The following is a 23,236-nucleotide window of genomic DNA, read 5'->3' as shown; positions in this document are numbered from 1 at the left end:
GGGAAAACGTTCGGCGTTCGCGGGCCATGCACGCGCGGCAGCCGGCGTGACGGGCGGATCGCTGCATCATAGGCGCTTGCGCGATGCCCTGCAGGCTCGCGATCGTCGCGACGCGGTGAACTCATGCGACTCGATCGACAGCGTCCGAATCGCGCCGTACCGCATCGGTGTGTGAACGCGTGCTCCGTCATGCGCGAGGCGCGTGACACGTGCACTTGCGCGTCGGCCATGCGCGCACTCGGCAACGCGCGCCGAGATCCAATGGCGCCCCCGCGATTTGCGCTTGTACCGCGGCACCGCCGCGCCGATCGGCATCGCATGCGAAACATGTCGCTGCCGGTGAACAGGCGGGTGAACAGCGCGTCACCCGGCACGATCCGCGCGATAGTGGAACCGGCCGAGCGTGCGACCACGCTCGGCGAGCTGTTTCCGAACCGGAACGCGTTTTATTTCATTGGGCCGGAGTCCGCTGCTGGCGATCCCCGGCTGATTCCGCTGTTCGTCGGTATCGGCTGAAGGTGCGGCTCAACGCGTCGGTGCGACCAGCGCGTTGGCGCAACCAGAGCCGATCCACACGCTCACGCGAAGACGAAGTACTTGCGCACCGTCTCCACCACTTCCCACGTTCCTTTCATGCCGGGTTCGATCACGAACACGTCGCCGGCCTTCAGGTGCACAGGCTCCTCGCCTTCGGGCGTGATGATGCAGTAGCCGTCGAGGAAGTGGCAGTACTCCCATTTCTCGTAGTTCACCTCGAACTTGCCCGGCGTGCAGATCCAGGTGCCCATGATCTTGCTGCCGTCCTTGGACACGTAGGCGTTGAGGTTCACGGTGTGCGGATCGCCGCCGATGCGCTTCCACTTGGTCGCGTCGAGGACCGGGGTCGGGCAGGTTTTGCGCAGAACGGTGATGAAATCGGACATGTCAGCTCCAGACTAACGATCGGGTAAGAGGTCTGTCACGTTAGTTCGAAAGCTGCGCCGCAGCTTGTATGGGTCCGACACCGACTCGTCCATTTTCGACACGGGCCCGCATGCGGGCGCGCCGCCAGCGCATTTTCCGGACGGCCTTGCGTTGACGGACCGCTGCAGACCGATCCTTGACGCTCATTACGGGCGATCAATCGCACCGCCACCGGGCCATGCCGGTTTCAAGGCCGGCGGCCAAAACGCCTCAAAACGCCTTGCTTGCAACATCCGCGCCAAACCCTGTAGAATTACGCGTTCTGCGGGCGTCGTATAATGGCCATTACCTCAGCTTCCCAAGCTGATGACGTGGGTTCGATTCCCATCGCCCGCTCCACCTTCGGCTGCTCGGCAGCCTGCGCAAGAGCCGCCTCGTCGAAGGCGGCTTTTTTGTACCATCTGCCTGTCCATCCGGCAGCACCGCTGCGCGTAACGGGCCCGCGCCCGAACCAAGCCTTTCTCTGTCACCGATGATGCACGACGATCCGAACGAAGCCGGCCTGCCGCCGGACGCCGCCGCCCTTCCCGACGAAGCCGCCGACGGCGCCGACGAAGTCAATCCGCTGCACCGACGCCGCATCCGCAGCTTCGTGACGCGCGCCGGCCGCGTGTCGACCGGCCAGCGCCGCGCGCTCGACGATCTGGGCCCGCGCTTCGTCGTGCCGTACGCCGCTGAAATCCCCGACTGGGACGCCGTGTTCGGCCGCCGCGCGCCGCGCATCCTGGAAATCGGCTTCGGGATGGGCGCGTCGACCGCGGAAATCGCCGCGCATCGCCCGGGCGACGACTTCCTCGGCGTCGAGGTGCACGAGCCGGGCGTCGGCGCGCTGCTGAAGCTGATCGGCGAGCAGGACCTGCCGAACATCCGCATCATCCAGCACGACGCGGTCGAAGTGCTCGAGCACATGCTCGCGCCGGAAAGCCTCGACGGCGTGCACATTTTCTTCCCGGATCCGTGGCACAAGGCGCGTCACCACAAGCGCCGGCTGATCCAGCCGCCGCTCGTCGCGCACCTCGCATCGCGCCTGAAACCGGGTGCGTACCTGCATTGCGCGACCGACTGGCAGAACTACGCGGAACAGATGCTGGAAGTGCTCGGCGCCGAACCGACGCTCGAAAACACGGCCGCCGACTACGCGCCGCGCCCCGACTACCGCCCCGTCACGAAGTTCGAACGACGCGGGCTGCGGCTCGGCCACGGCGTGTGGGACCTGGTGTTCCGCAAGCGCGCCGGCTGAACACGACGCGCAGCGGCACGACGCACGCTGCGCGCCGCGCAATGACAAACGGCCCGACCGGCATCTGCTGCCGATCGGGCCGTTTGTCATTGGAAGCGCCCTCGCCCCCGCACCGGCATCACGCCCAGTTCAGCCACCCGCTGTAGCCCACCAGCAGCACGAACAGGCCGAACGCGATCCGGTACCACGCGAACACGGTGAAGTCGTGCGTCGCGACGAAGCGCAGCAGCCAGCGCACGCACACGAACGCGCTGACGAACGCGGCAACCAGCCCGAGCGCGAACAGGCCGAGCGAGTCGACCGTGAATGCCTGCCAGTCCTTGACGGTTTCATAGAGCGTCGCGCCGAAGATGATCGGAATCGCGAGGAAGAACGAGAATTCGGTCGCGACGCGCCGGTCGAGGCCGAACAGCATCCCGCCGATGATCGTCGAGCCGGAGCGCGACATGCCCGGCACCAGCGCGAAGCATTGCGCGAGGCCGACCTTCAGCGCATCGAGCGGCGTGAGCGCATCGACCGACTGCACGCGCGGCGGCTCGCTGCGTTCGCGCTGCCGCGCCTCGGCCCACAGGATGATCGCGCCGCCGACGACGAGCGCGAATGCGACCGGCACCGGCGAGAACAGCACGGCCTTGATCTTCTTCTCGAACAGCAGGCCGAGTGCGATCGCGGGAATGGTCGCGATCACGACGTTCAGCGTGAAGCGCTGCGCGTCGGGCCGGCTCGGCAGCCCGGACACGATGGACACGATCCGCTGCCGGTATTCCCAGCAGACCGCGAGAATCGCGCCGAACTGGATCACGACGTCGAAGGTCTTCGCGTGCGCATCGTTGAAATTCAGGAAGCTGCCCGCGACGATCAGGTGGCCGGTGCTCGACACCGGGAGGAATTCCGTCAGCCCCTCGACGACGCCGAGGATCAATGCCTTGCAGATCAGGATCCAGTCCATCCGTGGCCCAACTCCGAAGTAGTCGAAAGAAAGGGCCGCGTCACCGCCGCGGCCCGCCCGGCCGCGCGCGGTGCGCCGTCACTTTTCGACGATCGCCACGCGTATGCCGTTTGTAAGAATCGTAATTGTACCGGGTTCGTAGTTCACGCCGGCAAATTGCAGTTGCTCGGGCTTGAACGTATAGATCGGATAGTTGGTCAGCACCTGCGTCGCGAGCAGGCCGGCGGCCGCGCCGACCTGTTGCGCGTACATCTGCGCGTTGCCGTCGAGCACGAGGCTGTCGACGGCCGGCGCCTTCAGCACGACCGAGCGGCTCGGCGCGTCGTAGGCCAGTTGGCCCGACACGGTGAACTTGCCGCTCACCGGTTCGCTCAGGAACGGACTCGCGAAATGCGCATCGAGCTGCACCGCGACGCGGTTCTGGTCGGGCAGCAGGTTGACGGCCGGATTCGCCAGCGACACGTCGACGACCTGCGCGACCGTCTTCTGGTACGGAAACTTGCGCGCGACGGCCTTCTGCACGTCGCCGCGCGAGAACGTGTAGTGATCGGGAATGAACGGAAACGTCGACGCACAGGCGGCGAGCGATACCGACACGCCGATGGCGCCGGCGCAAGCGGCGAGGAAGCGGCGCCGGCCGGGCGTGCAAGATGCGGTCATGCTGAACAATCTCCTGTATCGGGCGAAGCGGCAGTCCGGTTATCGGCTCCGCCCCATGTGGCGCCGGGGACCCAAGTTAGTGCTTCGACGCGCGTCGCCGGTTCCATGCGCGTGCCGGCAAACGACGGCGAGGACAGCGCGGGCTGCGCGTCAGCGGGCCGCACCGGGCGACGGCTGCGTCGCGATCTCGAGGCGCGTCAGCCACGCGAGCGCGTCGTCGCGCGACGCACCGCACATTTCGGCGGACGGCTGCAGCCCGGAACAGCACGCGGGCCGCTCGGGCCGGCCGAAGATCCGGCAGCGCAGGTCGTCGCCGAGCTGCACGCAGCGCACGCCGGCCGGCTTGCCGTCGGGCATCCCCGGAATCGGCGAGGAAATCGACGGCGCGATGCAGCATGCGCCGCACCCCTCGCGGCACGCATGCGGCGGCGGGACCTCGGCGGGCGCCGGACGGACAGGCATTTCGACGGACACTCGACTCTCTCACGAACAACAAAAAACGGTGCGGCAACCGGACGCAGCGTGCGGCAGGCCACCGCGCATTGTGCCACCGCCGGCTGCGACGTTATTACACAATGCAGCCGAAACGCGCGTTCATATACTCCAGAGCATCCAAAAAGCGCGAGACCATCATGAGTTCCGGTTCTGCCGACACACTGTTCCGTCCCGATTTGCTCGCGAAGTACGGCGCGAACGGGCCGCGCTATACGTCCTACCCCACCGCGCTGCAGTTCCGCGACGAATTCGACCCGGCCGACTACGTGCGCGCCGCGGGCGATCCCGGCGCGTCGGCGAGCGACCTGTCGCTGTACTTCCACATCCCGTTCTGCAACACGGCCTGCTTCTATTGCGGCTGCAACAAGATCGCGACCAACAACCGCCGCCGCGCGCGCCCGTATCTCGAGCAACTGAAGCGCGAACTGGCGCTGCAGGCCGCGCTGTTCGATCCCGCGCGCCCGGTCACGCAGCTTCACTGGGGCGGCGGCACGCCGACCTTCCTGTCCGACGACGAAACCGCCGAGCTGATGGCGGCCACCCGCGAACATTTCGCGCTCGCGCCGGACGCCGACGCCGAGTTCTCGATCGAGATCGACCCGCGCACGGTCACGCCCGCGACGCTCGTCCACCTGCGCAACATCGGCTTCAACCGGTTGAGCCTCGGCGTGCAGGATTTCGATCCGGTCGTGCAGCAGGCGATTAACCGGGTCCAGCCGCTCGCGATGACGGCCGACCTGCTGTCGGCCGCGCGCACGACGGGCTTCCAATCGGTCAGCGTCGACCTGATCTACGGGCTGCCGCACCAGACGGTCGCCGTGTTCGCGCGCACGCTCGAGACGATCATCGAGCTCGCGCCGGACCGCCTGTCGGTATTCGGCTACGCGCACATGCCGCACCTGTTCAAGATGCAGCGGCAGATCGACGACGCGACGCTGCCGCCGCCCGCAACGCGCATCGCACTGCTCGGCCTCGCGATCGACATGCTGACGCAGGCCGGCTACGTGTACATCGGGATGGATCACTTCGCGCGGCCGTCCGACGAACTCGTGCGCGCGCAACGCAACGGCACGCTGCAACGCAATTTCCAGGGCTACAGCACGCGCGCGGATACGGACCTGGTCGGCTTCGGCGTGTCGTCGATCGGCAAGGTCGGCGACGTCTACGCACAGAACGCGAAGGACCTGCCGGCCTATGGCACCGCGCTCGACGCGGGCCGGCTGCCGATCGCGCGCGGCGTGCGGCTCACGCCCGACGACCGGCTGCGCCGCGACGTGATCACGCAGCTGATGTGCAACCTCGAACTGCCGTTCTCGCATATCGAGGCGGCGCACGGGATCCGCTTCGCCGATCACTTCGCGCGCGAGCTCGACGCGCTGCGCGGGTTCGAGCAGGACGGCCTGCTGACCGTCGCCGGCGACCGCCTGACGATCCATCCGGCCGGCCGGATGGTCGTGCGCAACATCGCGATGGCGTTCGACGCGTACCTCGGCCAGACGCCGCATCAGCGCTACTCGCGCACCGTCTGACACCGCACGGCCGCATGCGGGCGGCCGGTTTGATAAAGTAAGGGGCTCCACGCCCCTGCAAGAACCCGCACGATGCGCACCACCAAAGCAACCCACGCGGTCGAACGCCTGAAGACCCGTTCCGGCAACCCGCAGTTCGCCGCCGTCGCGATGGCGGGCGGCCTGTTCTACCTGGTCGACCGCTCCGGCGGCACCGCCGAGAAACGCAGCGAGCCGCTGCCGCTCGACGAATTCGTCAGGTTCGTCGACGAATTCGGCCCCAAAAAGCCGCGCAAGGCGAGCAAGCTCGACCTCGCGTTCGAGGCGCAGATCAAGAAGAGCAAGGCGTAAAGGTCTGTTGCAGGCCGTCTGAAGGCTTCGCCGCCGCCCCGTTTGGTACAATCACGAAGTTTCTCTATCCCCGCTGATGGCCGACCTGGCTGCGTGACCACACCATGAATATCGAAAACGCGCGTTTCAACATGATCGAACAACAGATCCGGCCGTGGGACGTGCTGGATCTGGACGTCCTGGGCCTGCTGTCGATCGTCAAGCGTGAACACTACGTGTCGCCCGAACACCGCGATCTCGCGTTCGCCGACCTCGAGCTGCCGCTGCCCGGCGGCCGCAGCAAGATGCTGTTCCCGCGCGTCGAAGCGCGCGTGCTGCAGGAACTGGCGGTCAAGAAGCACGAGAACGTGCTCGTGATCGGCGCGGGTTCGGGCTACCTGGCCGCGCTGTTCGCGCATCGCGCGCAGCACGTGACGGCCGTCGAGATCGATCCGGCCATCGCGAAGTTCGCGGCCGACAACCTGCGCAACGACGGCGTGACGAACGCGGAAGTCGCGCTCGGCGACGGCTCGCTCGGCTGGCCCGACAAGGCGCCGTACGACGTGATCTGCGTCGCGGGCGGCCTGCCGGTCGTGCCGCAGCAGATGCTCGAACAGCTGAAGATCGGCGGCCGCCTGTCGGCGTTCGTCGGCGGCCGTCCGGTGATGAAGGCGCAGGTCATCACGCGCATCGACGAGAAGCAGTACCGCGTCGCCGACGTATTCGAAACCTACGTCGACCACCTCGTCAACGCGATCGAACCGTCGCGTTTCAAGTTCTGAGCGGCGGCCCCATGCAGATCCTGACGCCCGCGATGCTTGCGGAATGGCTTCGCGATCCGGCGCGCCCCGCGCCGGTCGTGCTCGACGTGCGCGAGCCGTGGGAAATCTCGACCGCGCAGATCGCCGGCAGCGTGTCGATCCCGATGCAGCAGATCCCCGCGCGCAGCGAGGAGCTCGACGACGAAGCGGAAATCGTCTGCGTGTGCCATCACGGGATGCGCAGCGCGCAAGTCGCGATGTTCCTCGAATCGCGCGGCTTCACGAAGCTGTACAACCTGCAGGGCGGCATCGACGCGTGGTCGCGTGACGTCGATCCGTCCGTACCGCGTTACTGACCTTCCCGGCGGCGCATCGCGCGCCGCCACGGCGACCGGCGAGTAATAGCCGATCGCTCCAGTCCCGCCGAACGGGCGCGCATCGCGCGCCCGTTTGCGTTTCTGCTGCACCGTTCCATCCTCTTTCGTTTGTTTCCGCACGCCGGCCATCCGCGTCCGCTCGATGACGCGAGGCGGCGAGAACCCGGGCAACGCACCCGTCGAGCGGAGCGCCTCGCCCTTCCCCTGGCACTTCATGACCAAGCCGTGTGCACGCGACGCCGACACGACACGGCCGGATGCGTGCGCATCGATCCCGCGCCGCACCTCCTTCGACGTGCGGCGCACGCGCTCGAACCCGGGCCCCGCCGTGCACCATTTGCGCCCGCGCGAGCGCACCGCAACGGATCGCGCATGCTGCACGACGCGTCATGCGCACCGCGCCGGCGCCCCGCGCCGCCCCGCACAGGCACGCCTGGCGTGCATCGGCGCGACTGGCACATGCCTTGCGTTACTCCGATGCCGGCGCCGCCACGGCGCACGCACATCCAACATGACAAGGGGATCCCGATGAAACGTCGCAGTCTGTTGAAGTTCGGTTCGATGGCCGGTGCACTCGCGCTGGCAGGCAAGAGTCCGTTCGCTCACGCGGCCGATGCGGGCACGGGCCCGATCAAGGTCGGCATCCTGCATTCGCTGTCGGGCACGATGGCGATCTCCGAAACGTCGCTGAAGGACACGGCGCTGATGACGATCGCCGAGATCAACAAGAACGGCGGCGTGATGGGCCGCAAGCTCGAGCCGGTGGTCGTCGATCCCGCATCGAACTGGCCGCTGTTCGCGGAGAAGGCGCGCCAGCTGCTCACGCAGGACAAGGTCGCGTGCGTGTTCGGCTGCTGGACGTCGGTGTCGCGCAAGTCGGTGCTGCCGGTGTTCGAGGAACTGAACGGCCTGCTCTACTACCCGGTGCAATACGAAGGCGAGGAAATGTCGCGCAACGTGTTCTACACGGGCGCCGCGCCGAACCAGCAGGCGATCCCCGCCGTCGAGTACCTGATGAGCGCGGAAGGCGGCGGCGCGAAGCGCTTCTTCCTGCTCGGCACCGACTACGTGTATCCGCGCACGACCAACAAGATCCTGCGCGCGTTCCTGAAATCGAAGGGCGTGAAGGACGCCGACATTCAGGAGGTCTACACGCCGTTCGGCCACAGCGATTACCAGACGATCGTCGCGAACATCAAGAACTTCGCCCAGGGCGGCAAGACGACCGTGGTCTCGACGATCAACGGCGATTCGAACGTGCCGTTCTACAAGGAACTCGGCAACCAGGGGATCAAGGCGACCGACGTGCCGGTGGTCGCGTTCTCGGTCGGCGAGGAAGAGCTGCGCGGGATCGACACGAAGCCGCTCGTCGGCCATCTCGCCGCGTGGAACTACTTCATGTCGGTGAAGAACCCGACCAACACGAAGTTCAAGGACCAGTTCGCCGCGTGGGTAAAGGCGAACAACCTGCCGGGTGGCGCGAAGCGCGTGACGAACGATCCGATGGAGGCGACCTACGTGGGCATCCACATGTGGAAGCAGGCCGTCGAAAAGGCGAAGAGCACCGACGTCGACAAGGTGCGCGTCGCGATGATCGGCCAGACGGTTGCCGGCCCCTCGGGCTTCACGCTCACGATGGACGGCAACCATCACCTGCACAAGCCGGTGATGATCGGCGAGATCCGCGGCGACGGGCAATTCAACGTCGTGTGGAAGACGAAGACCGCGGTGCGCGCGCAGCCGTGGAGCCCGTTCATCGCAGGCAACCAGGGCAAGCCGGACATCGTCAGCTCGATCCCGGCGTTCCTGCGCCGGCAGCGCGCGGCGCTGGCCTGATGCGATGCGGGGCGCGGCGCACCGGCGTGGCGCTCCGCTTGCAGGTCGGTGCGCGAATGCCGATACTCACCGTAACGCATCGCACGCGCACCGCCGCACGAACCCGCTTTCCCACGCCCGACAGGATCTCCCGATGCCTACACGCTTTCGCCGCGCCGCCGTCGCGGTCGTCGCCTGTGCCGCGCTGGCGGGCGCACTGCCGCGCGCCGCGTTCGCCCTGACGGCCGCCGATACCGCCGCGCTCGCCGGCGACGACTTCGACGCGAAGACGGCCGCGGTCGACCGTCTCGCCGCCGATGCCGACCCGCGCGCCGTCGCGTTGCTCAATGCGCTGTCGAGCGGCGACGCGCTCGCGACCGGCGACGGCCGCCTGCTGATCCAGACCGGCGACACCGCGCACGACGCGCTCACGCAAGCCGCGACGCAGGCCGGCGACGCGCAGCCCGTGATGCTGAACAACCTGCTGCGCACGAAGATCGCCGGCGCGCTGTCGGGCCTCGCACTCGCGTCGCCCGACGTGGCCGCGCGCCGCGACGCGATCGATGCGCTGCTGAAGTCGCCCGACCCGGCGCTCAAGCCGATGATCGATCGCGCGCGCGCGAAGGAAACCGATCCCGCGCTGAAGCGCCGCCTCGACGCACTGTGGGCCATCGCCGCGCTGCACGACGCCGATCCGGCGAAGCGTCTGGAAGCCGTGCAGGTGGTGGCCGCGCGCCGCGACCTCGACATGATCGAGCAGTTGCGCCCGCTCGTCGCGAAGAATGCCGACGGCAGCTACACGGAACCCGACGCGCGCGTGCGCGACGCCGCGCAGCAAGGCCTCGACGCATTGCACGCGCTGCAGCGCCGCGGCGAAATCGCCGGCACCGTGTTCGCGGGCCTGTCGCTCGGCAGCGTGCTGCTGCTCGCGGCGCTCGGCCTCGCGATCACGTACGGGCTGATCGGCGTGATCAACATGGCGCACGGTGAATTCCTGATGATCGGTGCGTACGCAACCTATGTCGTGCAGACGCTGATCCAGCGCTACGCGCCGGCCGCGTTCGACTGGTATCCGCTCGTCGCGGTGCCCGTCTCGTTCGCGGCGGCCGCACTGGTCGGCGTCGTGCTGGAGCGGCTCGTGCTGCGGCACCTGTACGGCCGCCCGCTCGAGACGCTGCTCGCGACCTTCGGCGTGAGCCTGATCCTGATCCAGGCGACGCGCATGCTGTTCGGCGCGCAGAACGTGCAGGTCGTGAACCCGTCGTGGATGAGCGGCGGCGTCACCGTGATGCAGAACCTGATCCTGCCGTACAACCGGCTCGCGATCCTCGCGTTCGCGCTCGCGGTCGTGTGCGTCGCGTGGGGCGTGCTGACGAAGACGCGGCTCGGCCTGTTCGTGCGCGCGGTCACGCAGAACCGGCGGATGGCCGCGTGCGTCGGCGTGAAGACCGCGCGCGTCGACGCGTATGCGTTCGCGTTCGGCGCGGGCATCGCGGGCCTCGGCGGCTGCGCGCTGTCGCAGATCGGCAACGTGGGCCCCGACCTCGGGCAGAACTACATCATCGATTCGTTCATGGCGGTCGTGCTCGGCGGGGTCGGCCAGATCGCCGGCACCGTGCTCGGCGGCTTCGGGCTCGGCCTCGTCAGCAAGGCAATCGAGCCGTTCTGGGGCGCCGTGCTCGCGAAGATCGCGGTGCTCGTGATGATCGTGCTGTTCATCCAGAAACGTCCGCAGGGCATGTTCGCCCCGAAGGGACGCAGCGCGGAGGCCTGACATGACTTCAATCACCGATTCGTTGTCGAAGCCGATCGCCGACGCGCCGAAGCCCGCTGCCGCCGCGCGTGCGGAAGAAAAATTCGCGCTCGGCCTGCCGCCCCGCCCCGCGCAGCTGTCGCGTCGCGCATGGCTCGCGCTCGTCGCGCTGTGCGTCGCGATCGGCATCGGCGTGCCGCTCGCCGCGCTGGTCGCGCCCGAGTCGAGCGCGTTCCATCTGTCCGCGTATGCGATGACACTCGCCGGCAAGCTGATGTGCTACGCGATCGCCGCGCTCGCGCTCGATCTCGTGTGGGGCTACTGCGGCATTCTCAGCCTCGGCCACGGCCTCTTCTTCGCGCTCGGCGGTTATGCGATCGGCATGTACCTGATGCGCGAGATCGGCCGCGACGGCAAGTACGGCAGCGACCTGCCCGACTTCATGGTGTTTCTCGACTGGCATCAACTGCCGTGGTACTGGAGCGGCACGCAGCATCTCGCGTGGGCGCTCGCGCTGGTCGTGCTCGTGCCGGCCGTGCTCGCGTGGGTGTTCGGCTTCTTCACGTTCCGCTCGCGCGTGAAGGGCGTGTACCTGTCGATCATCACGCAGGCGCTGACGTTCGCGGCGATGCTGCTGTTCTTTCGCAACGAGACGGGCTTCGGCGGCAACAACGGCTTCACCGACTTCAAGCGCATCGCCGGGTTTCCGATCACGTCGCCCGGCACGCGCACGGTGCTGTTGCTGCTGACCTTCGCGACGCTCGTGCTCGCGTTCATCGTTGCGCGCGCAATCGTCACCAGCAAGCTCGGGCGGGTGGTCACCGCGGTGCGCGACGGCGAGACGCGGCTGATGTTCCTCGGCTACAGCCCGCTAGCGTACAAGCTGTTCGTGTGGACGCTGTCGGCCATGCTGTGCGGGATCGCGGGCGCGTTGTACGTGCCGCAGGTCGGCATCATCAACCCCGGCGAGATGTCGCCCGGCAACTCGATCGAAATGGCGATCTGGGTCGCGGTGGGCGGGCGCGGTACGCTGATCGGGCCGATCGTCGGCGCGTTCGCGGTGAACGGCGCGAAGAGCCTCTTTACCGCGTACTTCGCCGAATACTGGCTGTTCTTTCTCGGCCTGATCTTCGTGCTCGTGCCGCTCCTGCTGCCGCGCGGCATCATGGGCCTCGTCGACACGCTGCTCGCAAAGGGGAAACGCGGATGAATGGCACCGCCCTCTACCAGTTCACGCCGCCGCCCGAGGACGAGCTGCTGGCCGTCAGCGGCAGCGCATCGATGGGCCGCGTGGCGCCGCCCGGCATCGACACGTCGCACGGCACGATCCTCTACCTCGAGGACATCGAGGTGAGCTTCGACGGCTTTCGCGCGCTGAACAAGCTGTCGCTCGCGATCGACGCGGGCGAGCTGCGCTGCGTGATCGGCCCGAACGGCGCGGGCAAGACGACGATGATGGACGTGATCACCGGCAAGACGCGGCCCGATGCGGGCAAGGTGTTTCTCGGCCAGACCATCGACCTCGCGCGAATGAACGAACCCGGGATCGCGCGCGCGGGGATCGGCCGCAAGTTCCAGAAGCCGACCGTGTTCGAACAGCATCCGGTGTGGGAAAACCTCGAACTGGCGATGCAGACCGACAAGGGCTGGCTCGCGTCGCTGCGCGCGCGGCTCGACCGCACGGCGCAGGCGAAGATCGAGGAGACGCTCGCGCTGATCGGCCTCGAAAGCGACGCGTACCGCGCGGCCGGCGAGCTGTCGCACGGGCAGAAGCAGCGGCTCGAGATCGGCATGCTGCTGATGCAGCGCCCCGCCCTGCTGCTGCTCGACGAGCCGGCGGCCGGGATGACCGACCACGAGACGATGGAACTCGCGAAACTGCTGAACACGCTGCGCGGCACCTGCTCGATGATGGTCGTCGAGCACGACATGGAGTTCGTCGCGGCGCTCGCGGGCGACACGGGCCGCGTGACGGTGATGGCCGAAGGCGCGGTGCTCGCGCAAGGCACGCTCGACCAGGTCAAGCGCGACGACGCGGTGATCGAGTCTTACCTCGGACGGTGACGCAATGCTGAAGATCGATGCACTGAACCAGTACTACGGCGGCAGCCACATCCTGCGCAACGTGACGCTGGCCGCCGACGACGGCAAGCTCACCGTGCTGCTCGGCCGCAACGGCGTCGGCAAGAGCACGCTGCTGCGCTGCCTGATGGGCGTCGTCGCCGCGAAGAGCGGCAGCGTGTCGTGGCGCGGCACCGCGCTCGGCGCACTGCCGCCGTATGCGCGCGTCGCGGCCGGGCTCGCGTACGTGCCGCAGGGCCGCGACATCTTTCCGCGGCTCACCGTCGAGGAGAACCTGCTCGTCGGCGCGGCAAGCCGCAAGGCGCCATCGAAAGTGCCCGACCGCATCTACGACCTGTTCCCGGTGCTGAAGGACATGCGCGCCCGGCGCGGCGGCGACCTGTCGGGCGGCCAGCAGCAGCAGCTCGCGATCGGCCGCGCGCTGATGAGCGAGCCGCAGTTGCTGATCCTCGACGAGCCGACCGAGGGCATCCAGCCGTCGATCATCCAGGACATCGGCCGCACGCTGCGCCAGCTCGTCGACGAATCGAAGATGACCGTGCTGCTCGTCGAACAGTATTACGACTTCGCGCGCTCGATCGCGGACCATTACTGGGTGATGAGCCGCGGCGAGGTCATCGCCGGCGGCGATGCGCGGGACATGGAGACGAACGGCGTGCGCGAGCTGATCGCGGTGTAGCGCGCCACGCAGCGCATGATTGCGCCCACGCGTGGCGCCGACGGTCGACGCATGTCACGCGATGGCCGGCGCCGTCGCCGCTCCCCTTCGCCACGTTCGGCAACCCGAACACCCAAGCGTATAGTGTTGCGGTAGCATCCTCGATCACCGCGCCCGTTCCCTGCTTCCCGCCGATGTCCGCCCTCGATTCCCACGCCCCGCTGTCCCGCCCCGCCGTCGCCAAGTCATGGCGCGGCCGTCTCGAACTCGGCTTCGAACGGCACGGCGCGCGCACGACGCTCGTCCATCGGCTGCACGACGGCCCGCTGCGCGTGCAGCGGCCGCTGTATCCGGAAGGCGACGCGATCTGCCACGCGGTCATCGTCCACCCGCCGGGCGGTGTCGCGGGCGGCGACCGGCTCGACATCGACATCGCGCTCGGCGACGGCACGCACGCGGTGCTGACGACGCCCGGCGCGACCAAGTGGTACAAGTCGAACGGCCTCGACGCGACGCAACGCATCGGCATCACGGTCGGCGCGCACGCGAAGCTCGACTGGCTGCCGCAGAACAACCTGTTCTTCGACGCGGCCCACGCCGCACTGGACTTCACGGTGACGCTCGGCGCGGGCGCGAGCGCGATCGGCTGGGACGCGACGCAGCTCGGCCGGCAGGCGGCCGGCGAAACGTGGTCGGCGGGCCGCATCGTGTCGGGTTCGGCACTCGTCGACGCCGACGGCCGGCCGCTGTGGACCGAGCGCGCGCTGCTCGACGCGCACGATCCGCTGCGCGGCGCGCTGCAGGGCCTCGCCGGCTTTCCCGTGTACGGCACGCTGTGGGCGGCCGGCGCCGCGTGCGATGCCGCGCTCGCCGAAACGCTTGCCGCGCGGATGCCGTTCGACGACACGCTGCGTGCGGGCGCGACCTGCGTGACGCCGGGCGTCGTGCTGGTGCGCGCGGTGTCGACGTCGATGGAAGCGCTGCAGCGTCACTTCACCGACTGCTGGCTCCACCTGCGCCCGCTCGTGCACGGCGCCGACGCGCGACCGCTGCGCCTCTGGCAGACCTGAGCGCGCGGCCCGGCACGCACCGTTTCGGCGCAGCAGCGCCGCCCGCGCTGCCCACGATCCATGCATCGCGCACCACGATCGCGCATCGCCGCGCGCTGCACCGACATGGCACGCACCTTGCTGCTTACATATCGGATACACGACGCAGTAACAACGGCGCGGTGCTACGATGAACCGCGCCCCTGGCCGGCATTCCGCGCACCGATAAAAATTACGTTTTCCTGAACGACTGCCTTCATGAAACTGACTCCCCGAGAAAAGGACAAGCTGCTGATCTTCACGGCAGCGCTGCTGGCCGAGCGCCGCCGCGCGCGCGGGCTGAAGCTCAACTATCCGGAAGCGGTCGCGTTCATCACCGCCGCGCTGATGGAAGCGGCGCGCGACGGCAAGACCGTCGCCGAGGTGATGCACTACGGCACGACGCTGCTCACGCGCGACGACGTGATGGATGGCGTGCCGGAGATGATCCCCGACATCCAGGTCGAGGCGACCTTCCCGGACGGCACCAAGCTCGTCACCGTCCACCACCCGATTCCGTGACCGAGGTAGCACGCATGATCCCCGGCGAAATCCTCACCGACGACGGCGAGCACGAACTGAACGCGGGCCGCGCGACGATCTCGCTCGTCGTCGCGAACACCGGCGACCGCCCGGTGCAGGTCGGCTCGCACTACCACTTCTTCGAAGTCAACGACGCGCTGTCGTTCGATCGCGCGGCCGCGCGCGGCTTCCGGCTCAACATCGCGGCCGGCACGGCCGTGCGCTTCGAGCCGGGCCAGGCGCGCACCGTCGAGCTCGTCGAGCTGGCCGGCGAACGCGCCGTCTATGGTTTTCAGGGCAAGGTGATGGGGCCGCTGTAAGCCGCGCCCCGCTCTTCAGGAACAGCACATGACACTACGCTTGAGCCGCCGCGCGTACGCGGAAATGTTCGGGCCGACGACGGGCGACCGCGTGCGGCTCGCCGATACCGAACTGCTGATCGAGATCGAACGCGACTTCACGACCTACGGCGAGGAGGTGAAATTCGGCGGCGGGAAGGTGATTCGCGACGGGATGGGCCAGTCGCAGCGCGTGGCCGCCGACGTGCCCGACACGATCATCACGAACGCGGTGATCCTCGATCACTGGGGCATCGTGAAGGCCGACATCGCGATCAAGCACGGCCGCATCGCCGCGATCGGCAAGGCCGGCAATCCCGACATCCAGCCCGGCGTGACGATCGCGATCGGCGCGGCGACCGAAGTGATCGCCGGCGAAGGGCTGATCGTGACGGCCGGCGGCATCGACACGCACATCCACTTCATCAGCCCGCAGCAGATCGACGAAGCGCTCGCGTCGGGCGTCACGACGATGCTCGGCGGCGGCACGGGGCCGGCGACCGGCACCAACGCGACGACCTGCACGCCGGGCCCGTGGCACATGGAGCGCATGCTGCAGGCCGCCGACGGCTGGCCAATCAACCTCGGCTTCCTCGGCAAGGGCAACGCGAGCCTGCCGCAGCCGCTCGTCGAGCAGATCGCGGCCGGCGCGATCGGCCTGAAGCTGCATGAAGACTGGGGCACGACGCCCGCCGCGATCGACAACTGCCTGTCGGTCGCCGACGATACCGACACGCAGGTCGCGATCCACACCGACACGCTGAACGAAGGCGGCTTCGTCGAATCGACCGTCGCCGCGTTCAAGGGCCGCACGATCCACACGTACCACACCGAAGGCGCGGGCGGCGGCCATGCGCCCGACATCCTGAAGGTGTGCGGCGAAGCGAACGTGCTGCCGTCGTCGACCAACCCGACGCGCCCGTACACGATCAACACGCTCGACGAGCATCTCGACATGCTGATGGTGTGTCACCACCTCGATCCGTCGATCGCCGAGGATCTCGCGTTCGCCGAATCGCGGATCCGCCGCGAGACGATCGCGGCCGAAGATATCCTGCACGATCTCGGCGCGCTGTCGATGCTGTCGTCCGACTCGCAGGCGATGGGCCGCGTCGGCGAAGTGATCATTCGCACCTGGCAGACCGCGCACAAGATGAAGGTGCAGCGCGGCGCGCTGCCCGAGGACGGCGCGCGCAACGACAACTTCCGCGCGAAACGCTACGTCGCGAAGTACACGATCAACCCGGCGATCACGCACGGCATCGCGCACGAAGTCGGTTCGATCGAACCCGGCAAGTGGGCCGACCTCGTGTTGTGGGAGCCCGCATTCTTCGGGATCAAGCCGTCGATGATCCTGAAGGGCGGGATGATCGCGATGGCGCAGATGGGCGACCCGAACGCGTCGATCCCGACGCCGCAGCCGGTCCACTACCGCGAGATGTTCGCCACGCGCGGCGGTGCGCTCGCGCGCACGTCGCTGACCTTCGTGTCGCAGATGGCGGCCGACGCGGGCATCGCCGAACGCTACGGGCTCGCGAAGCGCGTCGTGCCCGTGCGCAACTGCCGCAACGTGACGAAGGCCGACATGATCCACAACGCATGGCGCCCGTCGATCAGCGTCGATCCCGAAACCTACGACGTGATCGCCGACGGCCAGCTGCTCACCTGCGAGCCGGCGACGGTGCTGCCGATGGCGCAGCGCTATTTCCTGTTCTGATTTCCGGTTTTCCGTTCCATGCGCACCCTCGACAAACGCATTGCCCCGAACGTGAAGCTCGCCGCGTCGCTCGTCGCGCGCGCGCCGACGCTCACGCTCGCCTATGACGCCCGCTGCAAGAGCCGCCTCGCGGCCACGCTCGACACCGGCGAGGACGTCGCGGTCCTGCTGCCGCGCGGCACCGTGCTGCGCGACGGCGACGTGCTCGTCGCCGACGACGGCGCGCTCGTGCGCGTCGCAGCTGCCTCCGAGACCGTGCTGCTCGTGCGCGCGGCCGACCCGCTCACGCTGATGCGCGCCGCGTATCACCTCGGCAACCGTCACACGCCGGTCGAGATCGGCGACGGTTACCTGAAGCTCGAAGCCGATCCGGTGCTCGCTGACATGCTGCACCGGCTCGACACGCAGGTCGAAGAAACGAGCGCACCGTTCCAGCCGGAAGCCGGCGCATATGGTGGCGGCCACAAGCACGGGCACGATGCGACGTTCGCCGAGGACTACGCGCTCGCGCAGCAGGTCTTCGGCGAACACCACGGCCACTCGCACTCGCACTCGCACGATCACGATCACGATCACGATCACGATCACGATCATCAGCATGGTCCCGGCTGCTCGCACGGCCACCACGGTCATGACCACCACTGAGCTCGTCGCGCTGCTGCATCTCGCGTCGCCCGCATTGCCGATCGGCGCGTTCAGCTATTCGCAGGGACTCGAAGCCGCGCTCGACGCGAACCTGATCCGCGACGCCGACACCGCGCGCGACTGGATCGCGAGCGGCCTGACCGACGTGCTCGCACACGGCGAGCTGCCGTTCCTCGCGCACCAGCTCGCGCGCTGGCACGCGCACGACGCCGACGCGCTGGCGCGCGAGAACGCATGGTTCGTCGCGAGCCGCGAATCGGCGGAGCTGCGCCGCGAGACCGAGCAGATGGGCTGGTCGCTCGCGCAACTGTGCGCGTCGCTCGAATGGGGCGATGCCGCACGCCGCGCGACGCTCGCATCGCTCACGCCGATCGCGCTGCCGACCGCATTCGCATACGCGGCCGCCGCACACGGTGCCGGCGCCGAAGCCACACTCGCCGCATACGCGTTCGGCTGGGTCGAGAACCAGACGTCGGCCGCGCTGAAAGCGGTGCCGCTTGGCCAGCTCGCCGGCCAGCGCATCATCGTCGCGCTGCGCGGCGCGATCGACGCGGCCGTGCGCCGCGCGCTCGCGACGCCGCCCGACGCCATCAACACGTTCGCGCCGCAGCTCGGCATCCTGTCCGCGCGGCACGAAACCCAGTATTCGCGGTTGTTCCGCTCCTGAACCCGATCCACGCCATGAACGCACCCGCAACCTCCTCCGCCCGCCGCACCAAGAAACTGCCGCCGCTGCGCGTCGGCATCGGCGGCCCGGTCGGCTCCGGCAAGACCACGCTGCTCGAAATGCTGTGCAAGGCGATGCGCGAGCGCTACGACCTCGTCGCGATCACGAACGACATCTATACGAAGGAAGACCAGCGCCTGCTGACGGTCGCGGGCGCGCTGCCCGAGGAACGCATCATGGGCGTCGAGACGGGTGGCTGCCCGCACACGGCGATCCGCGAGGATGCGTCGATCAACCTGGAGGCCGTCGACCGCATGCTGTCGCGCTTCCCCGACGCCGACATCGTGTTCATCGAATCGGGCGGCGACAATCTCGCGGCGACCTTCAGCCCCGAGCTGTCTGACCTGACGATCTACGTGATCGACGTGGCCGGCGGCGAGAAGATTCCGCGCAAGGGCGGGCCCGGCATCACGAAGTCCGACCTGCTCGTGATCAACAAGACGGATCTCGCGCCGCTCGTCGGCGCGAACCTCGACGTGATGGCGTCCGACACGAAGAAGATGCGCGGCGAGCGGCCTTACGTGATGACGAACCTGAAAGCGCTCGAGGGCGTCGCCGATGTCGTCGCGTTCATCGAAAGGAAAGGATTGCTGACGGTGTGAGCGACGCGGCGGCGACATGCCGCCGCCACGTCGGCCCGGGGGACGGCCTTGCGCCGCCCGCTCAGTCGTCGGATGCGTCGGCCGCGCCGTGCATCGCACGCCCGCCGCGCTCGACGGGCGGCAGCAGCGCCGCGAGCACGTCCACCGAGCGCGCGGTCGCGCCGCGATGGCGCGACGCGAACGCGGCGCCGGCCGCGCCCATCGCGACGCGCCGCGCGTGGTCGGCGAACAGCGCATCGAGCACGTGCGCGAGATCGAGCGGATCCGCGACCTGCATCGCCGCGCCGGCCGCGACCGCATCGGCGGTCGCCTGCGTGAAGTTGAACACGTGCGGGCCGATCAGCACCGGCACGCCGACCGCACACGCCTCGATCAGGTTCTGCCCGCCGAGCGGCAGCAGGCTGCCGCCGATGAACGCGACGTCGGCGGCCGCATAGTACGCGCCGAGTTCCCCCATCGAATCGCCGAGCAGCACCGTCACGTCGGCCGGCAACGGTTCGGCGGCCGGTCGGTCGGCGGCCCACACCGAACGCCGCACGCACTTGAGCCCATTGCGCGCGACCAGCGCTTCCACTTCGGCGAAGCGCTGCGGATGACGCGGCACGAGAATCAGCAGCGCACCGGCCGTCTTCATCGCGGCGAACGCCTGCAGCACCAGCGCCTCCTCGTTCTCGCGCGTGCTGGCCGCGACCCACACTGGCCGCGTGCCGATCGCGTCGCGCCATGCGTGGCCGCGCGCCGCCAGCTCCGGCGGCGTCGTCATGTCGAACTTCAGGTTGCCGAGCACCGCCACGTTGCGTGCACCGAGCGACGTCAGCCGCTCCGCGTCGGCCGGGCTCTGCGCGAGCACGCGCGAGAATCCGCCGAACACGTCGCGCGTCGCCGCGCCGAACTTCGCCGCGCGCCGATGCGAGCGCGCGGACATCCGCGCATTGGTCAGCACGAGCGGCACGTCCGCGCGGCGGCACTCGTCGATCAGCGTCGGCCACACCTCGGTTTCCATCACGAGGCCGAGCGTCGGCCGCCAGGCGCGCAGGAAGCGCCGCACCGCGCCCGGCATGTCGTACGGAAGATAGCAGCGCAGCACGCGATCGCCGAAGATCTGCTCGCCGGTCGCGCGGCCGCTCGGCGTCATGTGCGTGAGCAGGATGCGCGCGTCGGGCCGCGCGCACATCAGCGCGTCGATCAGCGGCTGCGCGGCGCGCGTCTCGCCGACCGACACCGCATGCACCCAGATCAGCGGCGCGCGATCGTCCGGCGAACGGCCGGCGACGTGGCCGAAGCGCTCGCCGATGTGCTCGCGATAGCCGCGCTCCTTGCGCGAGCGCACGAGGAGCCGGATCACCGCGATCGGCGCGACGAGCCACCACAGCGCGCGATAGATCGCCCTCAGCATGCAGCAGCCCTCGTATTGCGTCGGTGAAAAGTCGCGCTCAAACCAGCGCCCTGCCCTGCAGGCGCTCGAGAATCCCGAGCGGCGCGCATTCGCGACGCACCATCGCGTCGACCGGCAGGAAGAAGGTCTGCTCGAGCATGAACTGGCCGGACATCACAGCGTGCGAAGTCTGATCGGAGAAACATATCCACACGCTGCCCGGCGGAAACGGCATCGTCTGCTGTGGACAAGTCTTCTGGTAGTCGAGGTCGGCCTTCATCCCGTCGTGCAGGTTCAGCATCAGGTGGTCGTACGCGCTGCGCGGCGACTTCGTCACGTGCAGCAGGTTCAACAGCCACGCCGAGCCCGGCAACTGCGGCCGGATCTTCGGCAGGAAGCGTTTCGCGACGTCCTCGAACGGCTCGCCGACACGCCACACGCGCGGCACGCCGGCCGGGTTCACGTTCGTGAACACGCGCAGGATCCGCTCGCCGTAGTTCGGCCGCGACGGGAACGCGTCGACGTGCAGCCGGCTGTCGTCCTTGCGCCAGGATGTCTGGCGCGTCTCGACCTGCATCAGCCGCAGGCTCGTCGGCGCGACGCGCAGCTTGCCGCGGTATTCGGGAAACAGGCCGTCGACGAGCGTGCCGGCCTGCTGCTGGAAGCGCGCGACCAGCGCGCGCACGGCCGATTGCGTGACGCTGTCGCCGAGCACGCCGACGAGCGCGCCGCCGTTCGGCGCGAGGCTGATGTTCTTGCGTTTCGGGTCGGCGAGCGCCGGATCGAGCAACGCTTCCTCGCCGCCTTCGATCGCGAAGCGCAGGTGCCGGAAATACAGCACCTTGCCTTCCTCGACCGCGGCGAGCAGCTGCTCGCGCGGCGTCGACAGGTTGTGTCCGCTCCAGTCGGCGGACGGGACTTCGATGATCTGGGATTCGCTCATGATCGGTTCGCGTGCGTGACAGGCAAGGCAGGCAGGACAGGCATGACGGGCATCACAGCAGGCCGAAGCCCGCGAGTGCCGCCTTCACCTGCGCGATCGACGGCGGCTGCCCCGCCGTGCCGAGATTGACGACGTTCGGCGACCAGTATCCGCCGGTGCGCCAGGCCGTCGCGAAATTGTACAGTTCGACCGTCGGACGCTTCAGCGCGGCCGCGATGTGAACCAGACCTGTATCAACCCCGACCGTCGCGGCCGCGCCGTCGATCAGGCCGACGACGGCCGGCAGCGACAGCTTCGGCGGCACGATCGCCGCCGCGCCGAACGACTGAGCGAGCCGCTCGCTGGTCGCGCGCTCCGCGTCGTTGCCCCACGGCAGCACGAGCGACGCGCCGCGCCGCACGAGCGCCTGGCCGAGCTCGATCCAAGCGGCATCCGGCCACTGCTTGTCGGCGCGCGACGTCGCATGCACGAACACCACGTACGGCACCGGCAGGTTCAGGCCGAGCGTCGCGACCGCGCGCGCCGCCGCACGCGTATCGAGGCCGAAGTCGACCGGATCGGCCGGCGTCGGCGCCGGGTCGCCCAGCGCGGCCGCGACCAGCTGGCGCGAACGCTCGACCACGTGCGTGCGCGGCGCGATCGGCACGCGCTTGCGATAGAAGAAGCGCACCGGCCATTCGTAGCCGGCGCCGTCGGTGCGATTGCCGAGGCCGGCGAGCGGGCCGCGCGCCCAGCTCGCGACCCAGGCTGTCTTGATGAGCCCCTGGCAGTCGATCACGAGGTCGTACTGCTCGGCCGCGAGGCGCTTGCGGAACGCGCGGATCTCGCGCCACGTCGCGCCCGAGAACGGCTTCTTGCGCCAGCGGCGCAACGAGAACGGCAGCACGTCGCGCACGCCGTCGACGAGCCGCACGAGGTCGACGAAGCTCTCCTCGACGAGCCAGTCGATCTGCGCGTCGGGATGGCGACGCCGGATATCGGCGATCACCGGCATGTTGTGCACGACGTCGCCCAGCGACGACACGCGCACGATCAGGATCTTTTGCACGCTGAAAAAACGCCGGCGGACAGCCGGCGACAGGCATAAAGACGCGATTTTATCGCGCCCGGGGAGGCACACAGGCAAAAAGCGGCCGCACGCCGTCAGCGTGCGCCGCTTTTCGGGAATGGCGCGACGATCCTTCTACCGTCGTCGCACCGGGGGCGGCCCGCAGGCCGCCGGGGTTCAGAACGGCAGCTCGACGTCCGGCTTCGCGGCCGTCAGCACGCGGCGGAAGTCCGCCTGGATGCGCTCGAGCCCTTCCTTGGTCTCCGCTTCAAAGCGCAGCACGACCACCGGCGTCGTGTTCGACGAACGCGCGAGGCCGAAGCCGTCCGGGTACTCGACGCGCAGGCCGTCGATCGTCACGACTTCGTCGGCGCCGTCGAACTTCGCTTCCTGCTGCAGCTTCTCGATCAGGCGGAAGTTCTCGCCCTCCTCGAGCTTGAGCTGCAGCTCCGGCGTGCTCATCGCGTCCGGCAGCGCATTGAGCAGCGCGCTCGGATCGGCCGTCTTCGCGAGGATCTCGAGCAGGCGCGCGCCCGTGTAGAGGCCGTCGTCGAAGCCGTACCAGCGATCCTTGAAGAACACGTGGCCGCTCATCTCGCCCGCGAGCGGTGCGCCCGTCTCGCGCAGCTTCGCCTTGACC

Annotated in this window: 25 protein-coding genes, 1 tRNA gene and 1 pseudogene; 19 read left to right on the top strand and 8 right to left on the bottom strand. The window is 68.5% G+C overall.

What is annotated here, in order from left to right:
- The first annotated feature begins 327 nt into the window (after window positions 1-327).
- The gene (locus tag U4Z31_RS32325) at window positions 328-516 is read left to right on the top strand and encodes a hypothetical protein (RefSeq protein WP_321812484.1); all 189 of its coding nucleotides are present in this window, start codon (window positions 328-330) and stop codon (window positions 514-516) included.
- A 62-nt stretch (window positions 517-578) separates the two neighbouring features.
- Here the strand turns inward: U4Z31_RS32325 and U4Z31_RS32320 are convergent, their stop codons facing one another.
- Window positions 579-923 (bottom strand): cupin domain-containing protein, encoded by a 345-nt coding sequence (locus U4Z31_RS32320; protein WP_027783759.1) that lies wholly within the window; start codon window positions 921-923, stop codon window positions 579-581.
- A gap of 304 nt (window positions 924-1,227) precedes the next feature.
- Here U4Z31_RS32320 and U4Z31_RS32315 point away from each other — a divergent pair.
- Both U4Z31_RS32315 and trmB read left to right on the top strand, forming a co-directional pair.
- A tRNA-Gly gene (locus tag U4Z31_RS32315) sits at window positions 1,228-1,302 on the top strand.
- A 133-nt stretch (window positions 1,303-1,435) separates the two neighbouring features.
- Complete coding sequence (gene trmB / locus U4Z31_RS32310; protein ID WP_321812483.1) at window positions 1,436-2,203, top strand: tRNA (guanosine(46)-N7)-methyltransferase TrmB; 768 nt, start codon at window positions 1,436-1,438, stop codon at window positions 2,201-2,203.
- A 118-nt stretch (window positions 2,204-2,321) separates the two neighbouring features.
- Here trmB and U4Z31_RS32305 read toward each other — a convergent pair whose 3' ends face one another.
- The 3 genes from U4Z31_RS32305 to U4Z31_RS32295 all read right to left on the bottom strand — a co-directional run bounded on the left by U4Z31_RS32305 (window position 2,322) and on the right by U4Z31_RS32295 (window position 4,274).
- Window positions 2,322-3,152 carry an undecaprenyl-diphosphate phosphatase gene (locus tag U4Z31_RS32305; protein WP_044846253.1) on the bottom strand — a complete coding sequence of 277 codons (831 nt, stop codon included), beginning with the start codon at window positions 3,150-3,152 and terminating at the stop codon, window positions 2,322-2,324.
- 78 nt (window positions 3,153-3,230) lie between these two features.
- The gene (locus U4Z31_RS32300) at window positions 3,231-3,812 is read right to left on the bottom strand and encodes a DUF1439 domain-containing protein (protein WP_044846254.1); all 582 of its coding nucleotides are present in this window, start codon (window positions 3,810-3,812) and stop codon (window positions 3,231-3,233) included.
- A 150-nt stretch (window positions 3,813-3,962) separates the two neighbouring features.
- A complete protein-coding gene (locus U4Z31_RS32295) occupies window positions 3,963-4,274 on the bottom strand; it encodes a YkgJ family cysteine cluster protein (RefSeq protein WP_044846310.1) in 312 nt (103 codons plus the stop codon).
- Between the two features lie 170 nt (window positions 4,275-4,444).
- Between U4Z31_RS32295 and hemN the strand changes: the two genes are divergently transcribed.
- The 16 genes from hemN to ureG all read left to right on the top strand — a co-directional run bounded on the left by hemN (window position 4,445) and on the right by ureG (window position 19,230).
- Entirely contained in the window at window positions 4,445-5,836 is a 1,392-nt protein-coding gene (gene hemN / locus U4Z31_RS32290) for an oxygen-independent coproporphyrinogen III oxidase (RefSeq protein WP_321812482.1), read from the top strand.
- Between the two features lie 72 nt (window positions 5,837-5,908).
- The gene (locus U4Z31_RS32285) at window positions 5,909-6,166 is read left to right on the top strand and encodes a hypothetical protein (RefSeq protein WP_044846256.1); all 258 of its coding nucleotides are present in this window, start codon (window positions 5,909-5,911) and stop codon (window positions 6,164-6,166) included.
- A 104-nt stretch (window positions 6,167-6,270) separates the two neighbouring features.
- A complete protein-coding gene (locus U4Z31_RS32280) occupies window positions 6,271-6,927 on the top strand; it encodes a protein-L-isoaspartate O-methyltransferase family protein (protein WP_124487749.1) in 657 nt (218 codons plus the stop codon).
- An 11-nt stretch (window positions 6,928-6,938) separates the two neighbouring features.
- Complete coding sequence (locus U4Z31_RS32275; RefSeq protein WP_006758748.1) at window positions 6,939-7,262, top strand: rhodanese-like domain-containing protein; 324 nt, start codon at window positions 6,939-6,941, stop codon at window positions 7,260-7,262.
- 549 nt (window positions 7,263-7,811) lie between these two features.
- Window positions 7,812-9,119 (top strand): urea ABC transporter substrate-binding protein, encoded by a 1,308-nt coding sequence (gene urtA / locus U4Z31_RS32270; protein WP_124522153.1) that lies wholly within the window; start codon window positions 7,812-7,814, stop codon window positions 9,117-9,119.
- 133 nt (window positions 9,120-9,252) lie between these two features.
- A complete protein-coding gene (gene urtB / locus U4Z31_RS32265) occupies window positions 9,253-10,872 on the top strand; it encodes an urea ABC transporter permease subunit UrtB (protein ID WP_321812481.1) in 1,620 nt (539 codons plus the stop codon).
- Window position 10,873: 1 nt separating this feature from the next.
- Window positions 10,874-12,061: an urea ABC transporter permease subunit UrtC gene (urtC, locus tag U4Z31_RS32260; protein ID WP_321812480.1), complete on the top strand. Its 1,188-nt coding sequence runs from the start codon at window positions 10,874-10,876 to the stop codon at window positions 12,059-12,061.
- Window positions 12,058-12,915, top strand: a complete 858-nt coding sequence (urtD, locus tag U4Z31_RS32255) for an urea ABC transporter ATP-binding protein UrtD (RefSeq protein WP_321812479.1) — start codon at window positions 12,058-12,060, stop codon at window positions 12,913-12,915. Before urtC ends, urtD begins: the two co-directional genes overlap by 4 nt.
- Before the next feature lie 4 nt (window positions 12,916-12,919).
- Window positions 12,920-13,612: an urea ABC transporter ATP-binding subunit UrtE gene (gene urtE, locus U4Z31_RS32250; protein WP_124521600.1), complete on the top strand. Its 693-nt coding sequence runs from the start codon at window positions 12,920-12,922 to the stop codon at window positions 13,610-13,612.
- A gap of 173 nt (window positions 13,613-13,785) precedes the next feature.
- Entirely contained in the window at window positions 13,786-14,661 is an 876-nt protein-coding gene (locus U4Z31_RS32245; RefSeq protein WP_321812478.1) for an urease accessory protein UreD, read from the top strand.
- 237 nt (window positions 14,662-14,898) lie between these two features.
- Window positions 14,899-15,201 carry an urease subunit gamma gene (ureA, locus tag U4Z31_RS32240; RefSeq protein WP_006406310.1) on the top strand — a complete coding sequence of 101 codons (303 nt, stop codon included), beginning with the start codon at window positions 14,899-14,901 and terminating at the stop codon, window positions 15,199-15,201.
- Window positions 15,202-15,215: 14 nt separating this feature from the next.
- Entirely contained in the window at window positions 15,216-15,521 is a 306-nt protein-coding gene (locus tag U4Z31_RS32235; protein WP_321812477.1) for an urease subunit beta, read from the top strand.
- Window positions 15,522-15,549: 28 nt separating this feature from the next.
- Entirely contained in the window at window positions 15,550-17,256 is a 1,707-nt protein-coding gene (gene ureC / locus U4Z31_RS32230; protein WP_044846265.1) for an urease subunit alpha, read from the top strand.
- A gap of 18 nt (window positions 17,257-17,274) precedes the next feature.
- On the top strand, window positions 17,275-17,901 hold the full coding sequence (gene ureE / locus U4Z31_RS32225) for an urease accessory protein UreE (RefSeq protein WP_321812476.1): 627 nt from the start codon (window positions 17,275-17,277) through the stop codon (window positions 17,899-17,901).
- Complete coding sequence (locus U4Z31_RS32220; protein ID WP_321812475.1) at window positions 17,888-18,568, top strand: urease accessory protein UreF; 681 nt, start codon at window positions 17,888-17,890, stop codon at window positions 18,566-18,568. Before ureE ends, U4Z31_RS32220 begins: the two co-directional genes overlap by 14 nt.
- A 14-nt stretch (window positions 18,569-18,582) precedes the next feature.
- Window positions 18,583-19,230 carry an urease accessory protein UreG gene (ureG, locus tag U4Z31_RS32215; protein ID WP_044846268.1) on the top strand — a complete coding sequence of 216 codons (648 nt, stop codon included), beginning with the start codon at window positions 18,583-18,585 and terminating at the stop codon, window positions 19,228-19,230.
- 61 nt (window positions 19,231-19,291) lie between these two features.
- Here the strand turns inward: ureG and waaA are convergent, their stop codons facing one another.
- The 4 genes and pseudogenes from waaA to U4Z31_RS32195 all read right to left on the bottom strand — a co-directional run.
- Window positions 19,292-20,626, bottom strand: a complete 1,335-nt coding sequence (gene waaA / locus U4Z31_RS32210; protein WP_321812474.1) for a lipid IV(A) 3-deoxy-D-manno-octulosonic acid transferase — start codon at window positions 20,624-20,626, stop codon at window positions 19,292-19,294.
- A 37-nt stretch (window positions 20,627-20,663) separates the two neighbouring features.
- A complete protein-coding gene (locus U4Z31_RS32205) occupies window positions 20,664-21,548 on the bottom strand; it encodes a Kdo hydroxylase family protein (RefSeq protein ID WP_321812473.1) in 885 nt (294 codons plus the stop codon).
- Window positions 21,549-21,600: 52 nt separating this feature from the next.
- Entirely contained in the window at window positions 21,601-22,596 is a 996-nt protein-coding gene (waaC, locus tag U4Z31_RS32200; protein ID WP_124487740.1) for a lipopolysaccharide heptosyltransferase I, read from the bottom strand.
- Window positions 22,597-22,773: 177 nt separating this feature from the next.
- Window positions 22,774-23,236, bottom strand: a pseudogene (locus U4Z31_RS32195) (phosphomannomutase/phosphoglucomutase); the annotation flags it as partial.

It is taken from the genome of Burkholderia sp. BCC1985, assembly GCF_905339915.1.
In the GTDB taxonomy this organism is placed as follows: Bacteria; Pseudomonadota; Gammaproteobacteria; order Burkholderiales; family Burkholderiaceae; genus Burkholderia.
This window is presented reverse-complemented; position numbering and strand designations above follow the sequence as displayed.

What these genes read in the sequence shown, in the direction of transcription:
- U4Z31_RS32325 (WP_321812484.1), top strand. Translation starts at nt 328, where the DNA reads ATGTCGCTGCCGGTGAACAGGCGGGTGAACAGCGCGTCACCCGGCACG.
- U4Z31_RS32320 (WP_027783759.1), bottom strand. Translation starts at nt 923, where the DNA reads ATGTCCGATTTCATCACCGTTCTGCGCAAAACCTGCCCGACCCCGGTC.
- trmB (WP_321812483.1), top strand. Translation starts at nt 1,436, where the DNA reads ATGATGCACGACGATCCGAACGAAGCCGGCCTGCCGCCGGACGCCGCC.
- U4Z31_RS32305 (WP_044846253.1), bottom strand. Translation starts at nt 3,152, where the DNA reads ATGGACTGGATCCTGATCTGCAAGGCATTGATCCTCGGCGTCGTCGAG.
- U4Z31_RS32300 (WP_044846254.1), bottom strand. Translation starts at nt 3,812, where the DNA reads ATGACCGCATCTTGCACGCCCGGCCGGCGCCGCTTCCTCGCCGCTTGC.
- U4Z31_RS32295 (WP_044846310.1), bottom strand. Translation starts at nt 4,274, where the DNA reads ATGCCTGTCCGTCCGGCGCCCGCCGAGGTCCCGCCGCCGCATGCGTGC.
- hemN (WP_321812482.1), top strand. Translation starts at nt 4,445, where the DNA reads ATGAGTTCCGGTTCTGCCGACACACTGTTCCGTCCCGATTTGCTCGCG.
- U4Z31_RS32285 (WP_044846256.1), top strand. Translation starts at nt 5,909, where the DNA reads ATGCGCACCACCAAAGCAACCCACGCGGTCGAACGCCTGAAGACCCGT.
- U4Z31_RS32280 (WP_124487749.1), top strand. Translation starts at nt 6,271, where the DNA reads ATGAATATCGAAAACGCGCGTTTCAACATGATCGAACAACAGATCCGG.
- U4Z31_RS32275 (WP_006758748.1), top strand. Translation starts at nt 6,939, where the DNA reads ATGCAGATCCTGACGCCCGCGATGCTTGCGGAATGGCTTCGCGATCCG.
- urtA (WP_124522153.1), top strand. Translation starts at nt 7,812, where the DNA reads ATGAAACGTCGCAGTCTGTTGAAGTTCGGTTCGATGGCCGGTGCACTC.
- urtB (WP_321812481.1), top strand. Translation starts at nt 9,253, where the DNA reads ATGCCTACACGCTTTCGCCGCGCCGCCGTCGCGGTCGTCGCCTGTGCC.
- urtC (WP_321812480.1), top strand. Translation starts at nt 10,874, where the DNA reads ATGACTTCAATCACCGATTCGTTGTCGAAGCCGATCGCCGACGCGCCG.
- urtD (WP_321812479.1), top strand. Translation starts at nt 12,058, where the DNA reads ATGAATGGCACCGCCCTCTACCAGTTCACGCCGCCGCCCGAGGACGAG.
- urtE (WP_124521600.1), top strand. Translation starts at nt 12,920, where the DNA reads ATGCTGAAGATCGATGCACTGAACCAGTACTACGGCGGCAGCCACATC.
- U4Z31_RS32245 (WP_321812478.1), top strand. Translation starts at nt 13,786, where the DNA reads ATGTCCGCCCTCGATTCCCACGCCCCGCTGTCCCGCCCCGCCGTCGCC.
- ureA (WP_006406310.1), top strand. Translation starts at nt 14,899, where the DNA reads ATGAAACTGACTCCCCGAGAAAAGGACAAGCTGCTGATCTTCACGGCA.
- U4Z31_RS32235 (WP_321812477.1), top strand. Translation starts at nt 15,216, where the DNA reads ATGATCCCCGGCGAAATCCTCACCGACGACGGCGAGCACGAACTGAAC.
- ureC (WP_044846265.1), top strand. Translation starts at nt 15,550, where the DNA reads ATGACACTACGCTTGAGCCGCCGCGCGTACGCGGAAATGTTCGGGCCG.
- ureE (WP_321812476.1), top strand. Translation starts at nt 17,275, where the DNA reads ATGCGCACCCTCGACAAACGCATTGCCCCGAACGTGAAGCTCGCCGCG.
- U4Z31_RS32220 (WP_321812475.1), top strand. Translation starts at nt 17,888, where the DNA reads ATGACCACCACTGAGCTCGTCGCGCTGCTGCATCTCGCGTCGCCCGCA.
- ureG (WP_044846268.1), top strand. Translation starts at nt 18,583, where the DNA reads ATGAACGCACCCGCAACCTCCTCCGCCCGCCGCACCAAGAAACTGCCG.
- waaA (WP_321812474.1), bottom strand. Translation starts at nt 20,626, where the DNA reads ATGCTGAGGGCGATCTATCGCGCGCTGTGGTGGCTCGTCGCGCCGATC.
- U4Z31_RS32205 (WP_321812473.1), bottom strand. Translation starts at nt 21,548, where the DNA reads ATGAGCGAATCCCAGATCATCGAAGTCCCGTCCGCCGACTGGAGCGGA.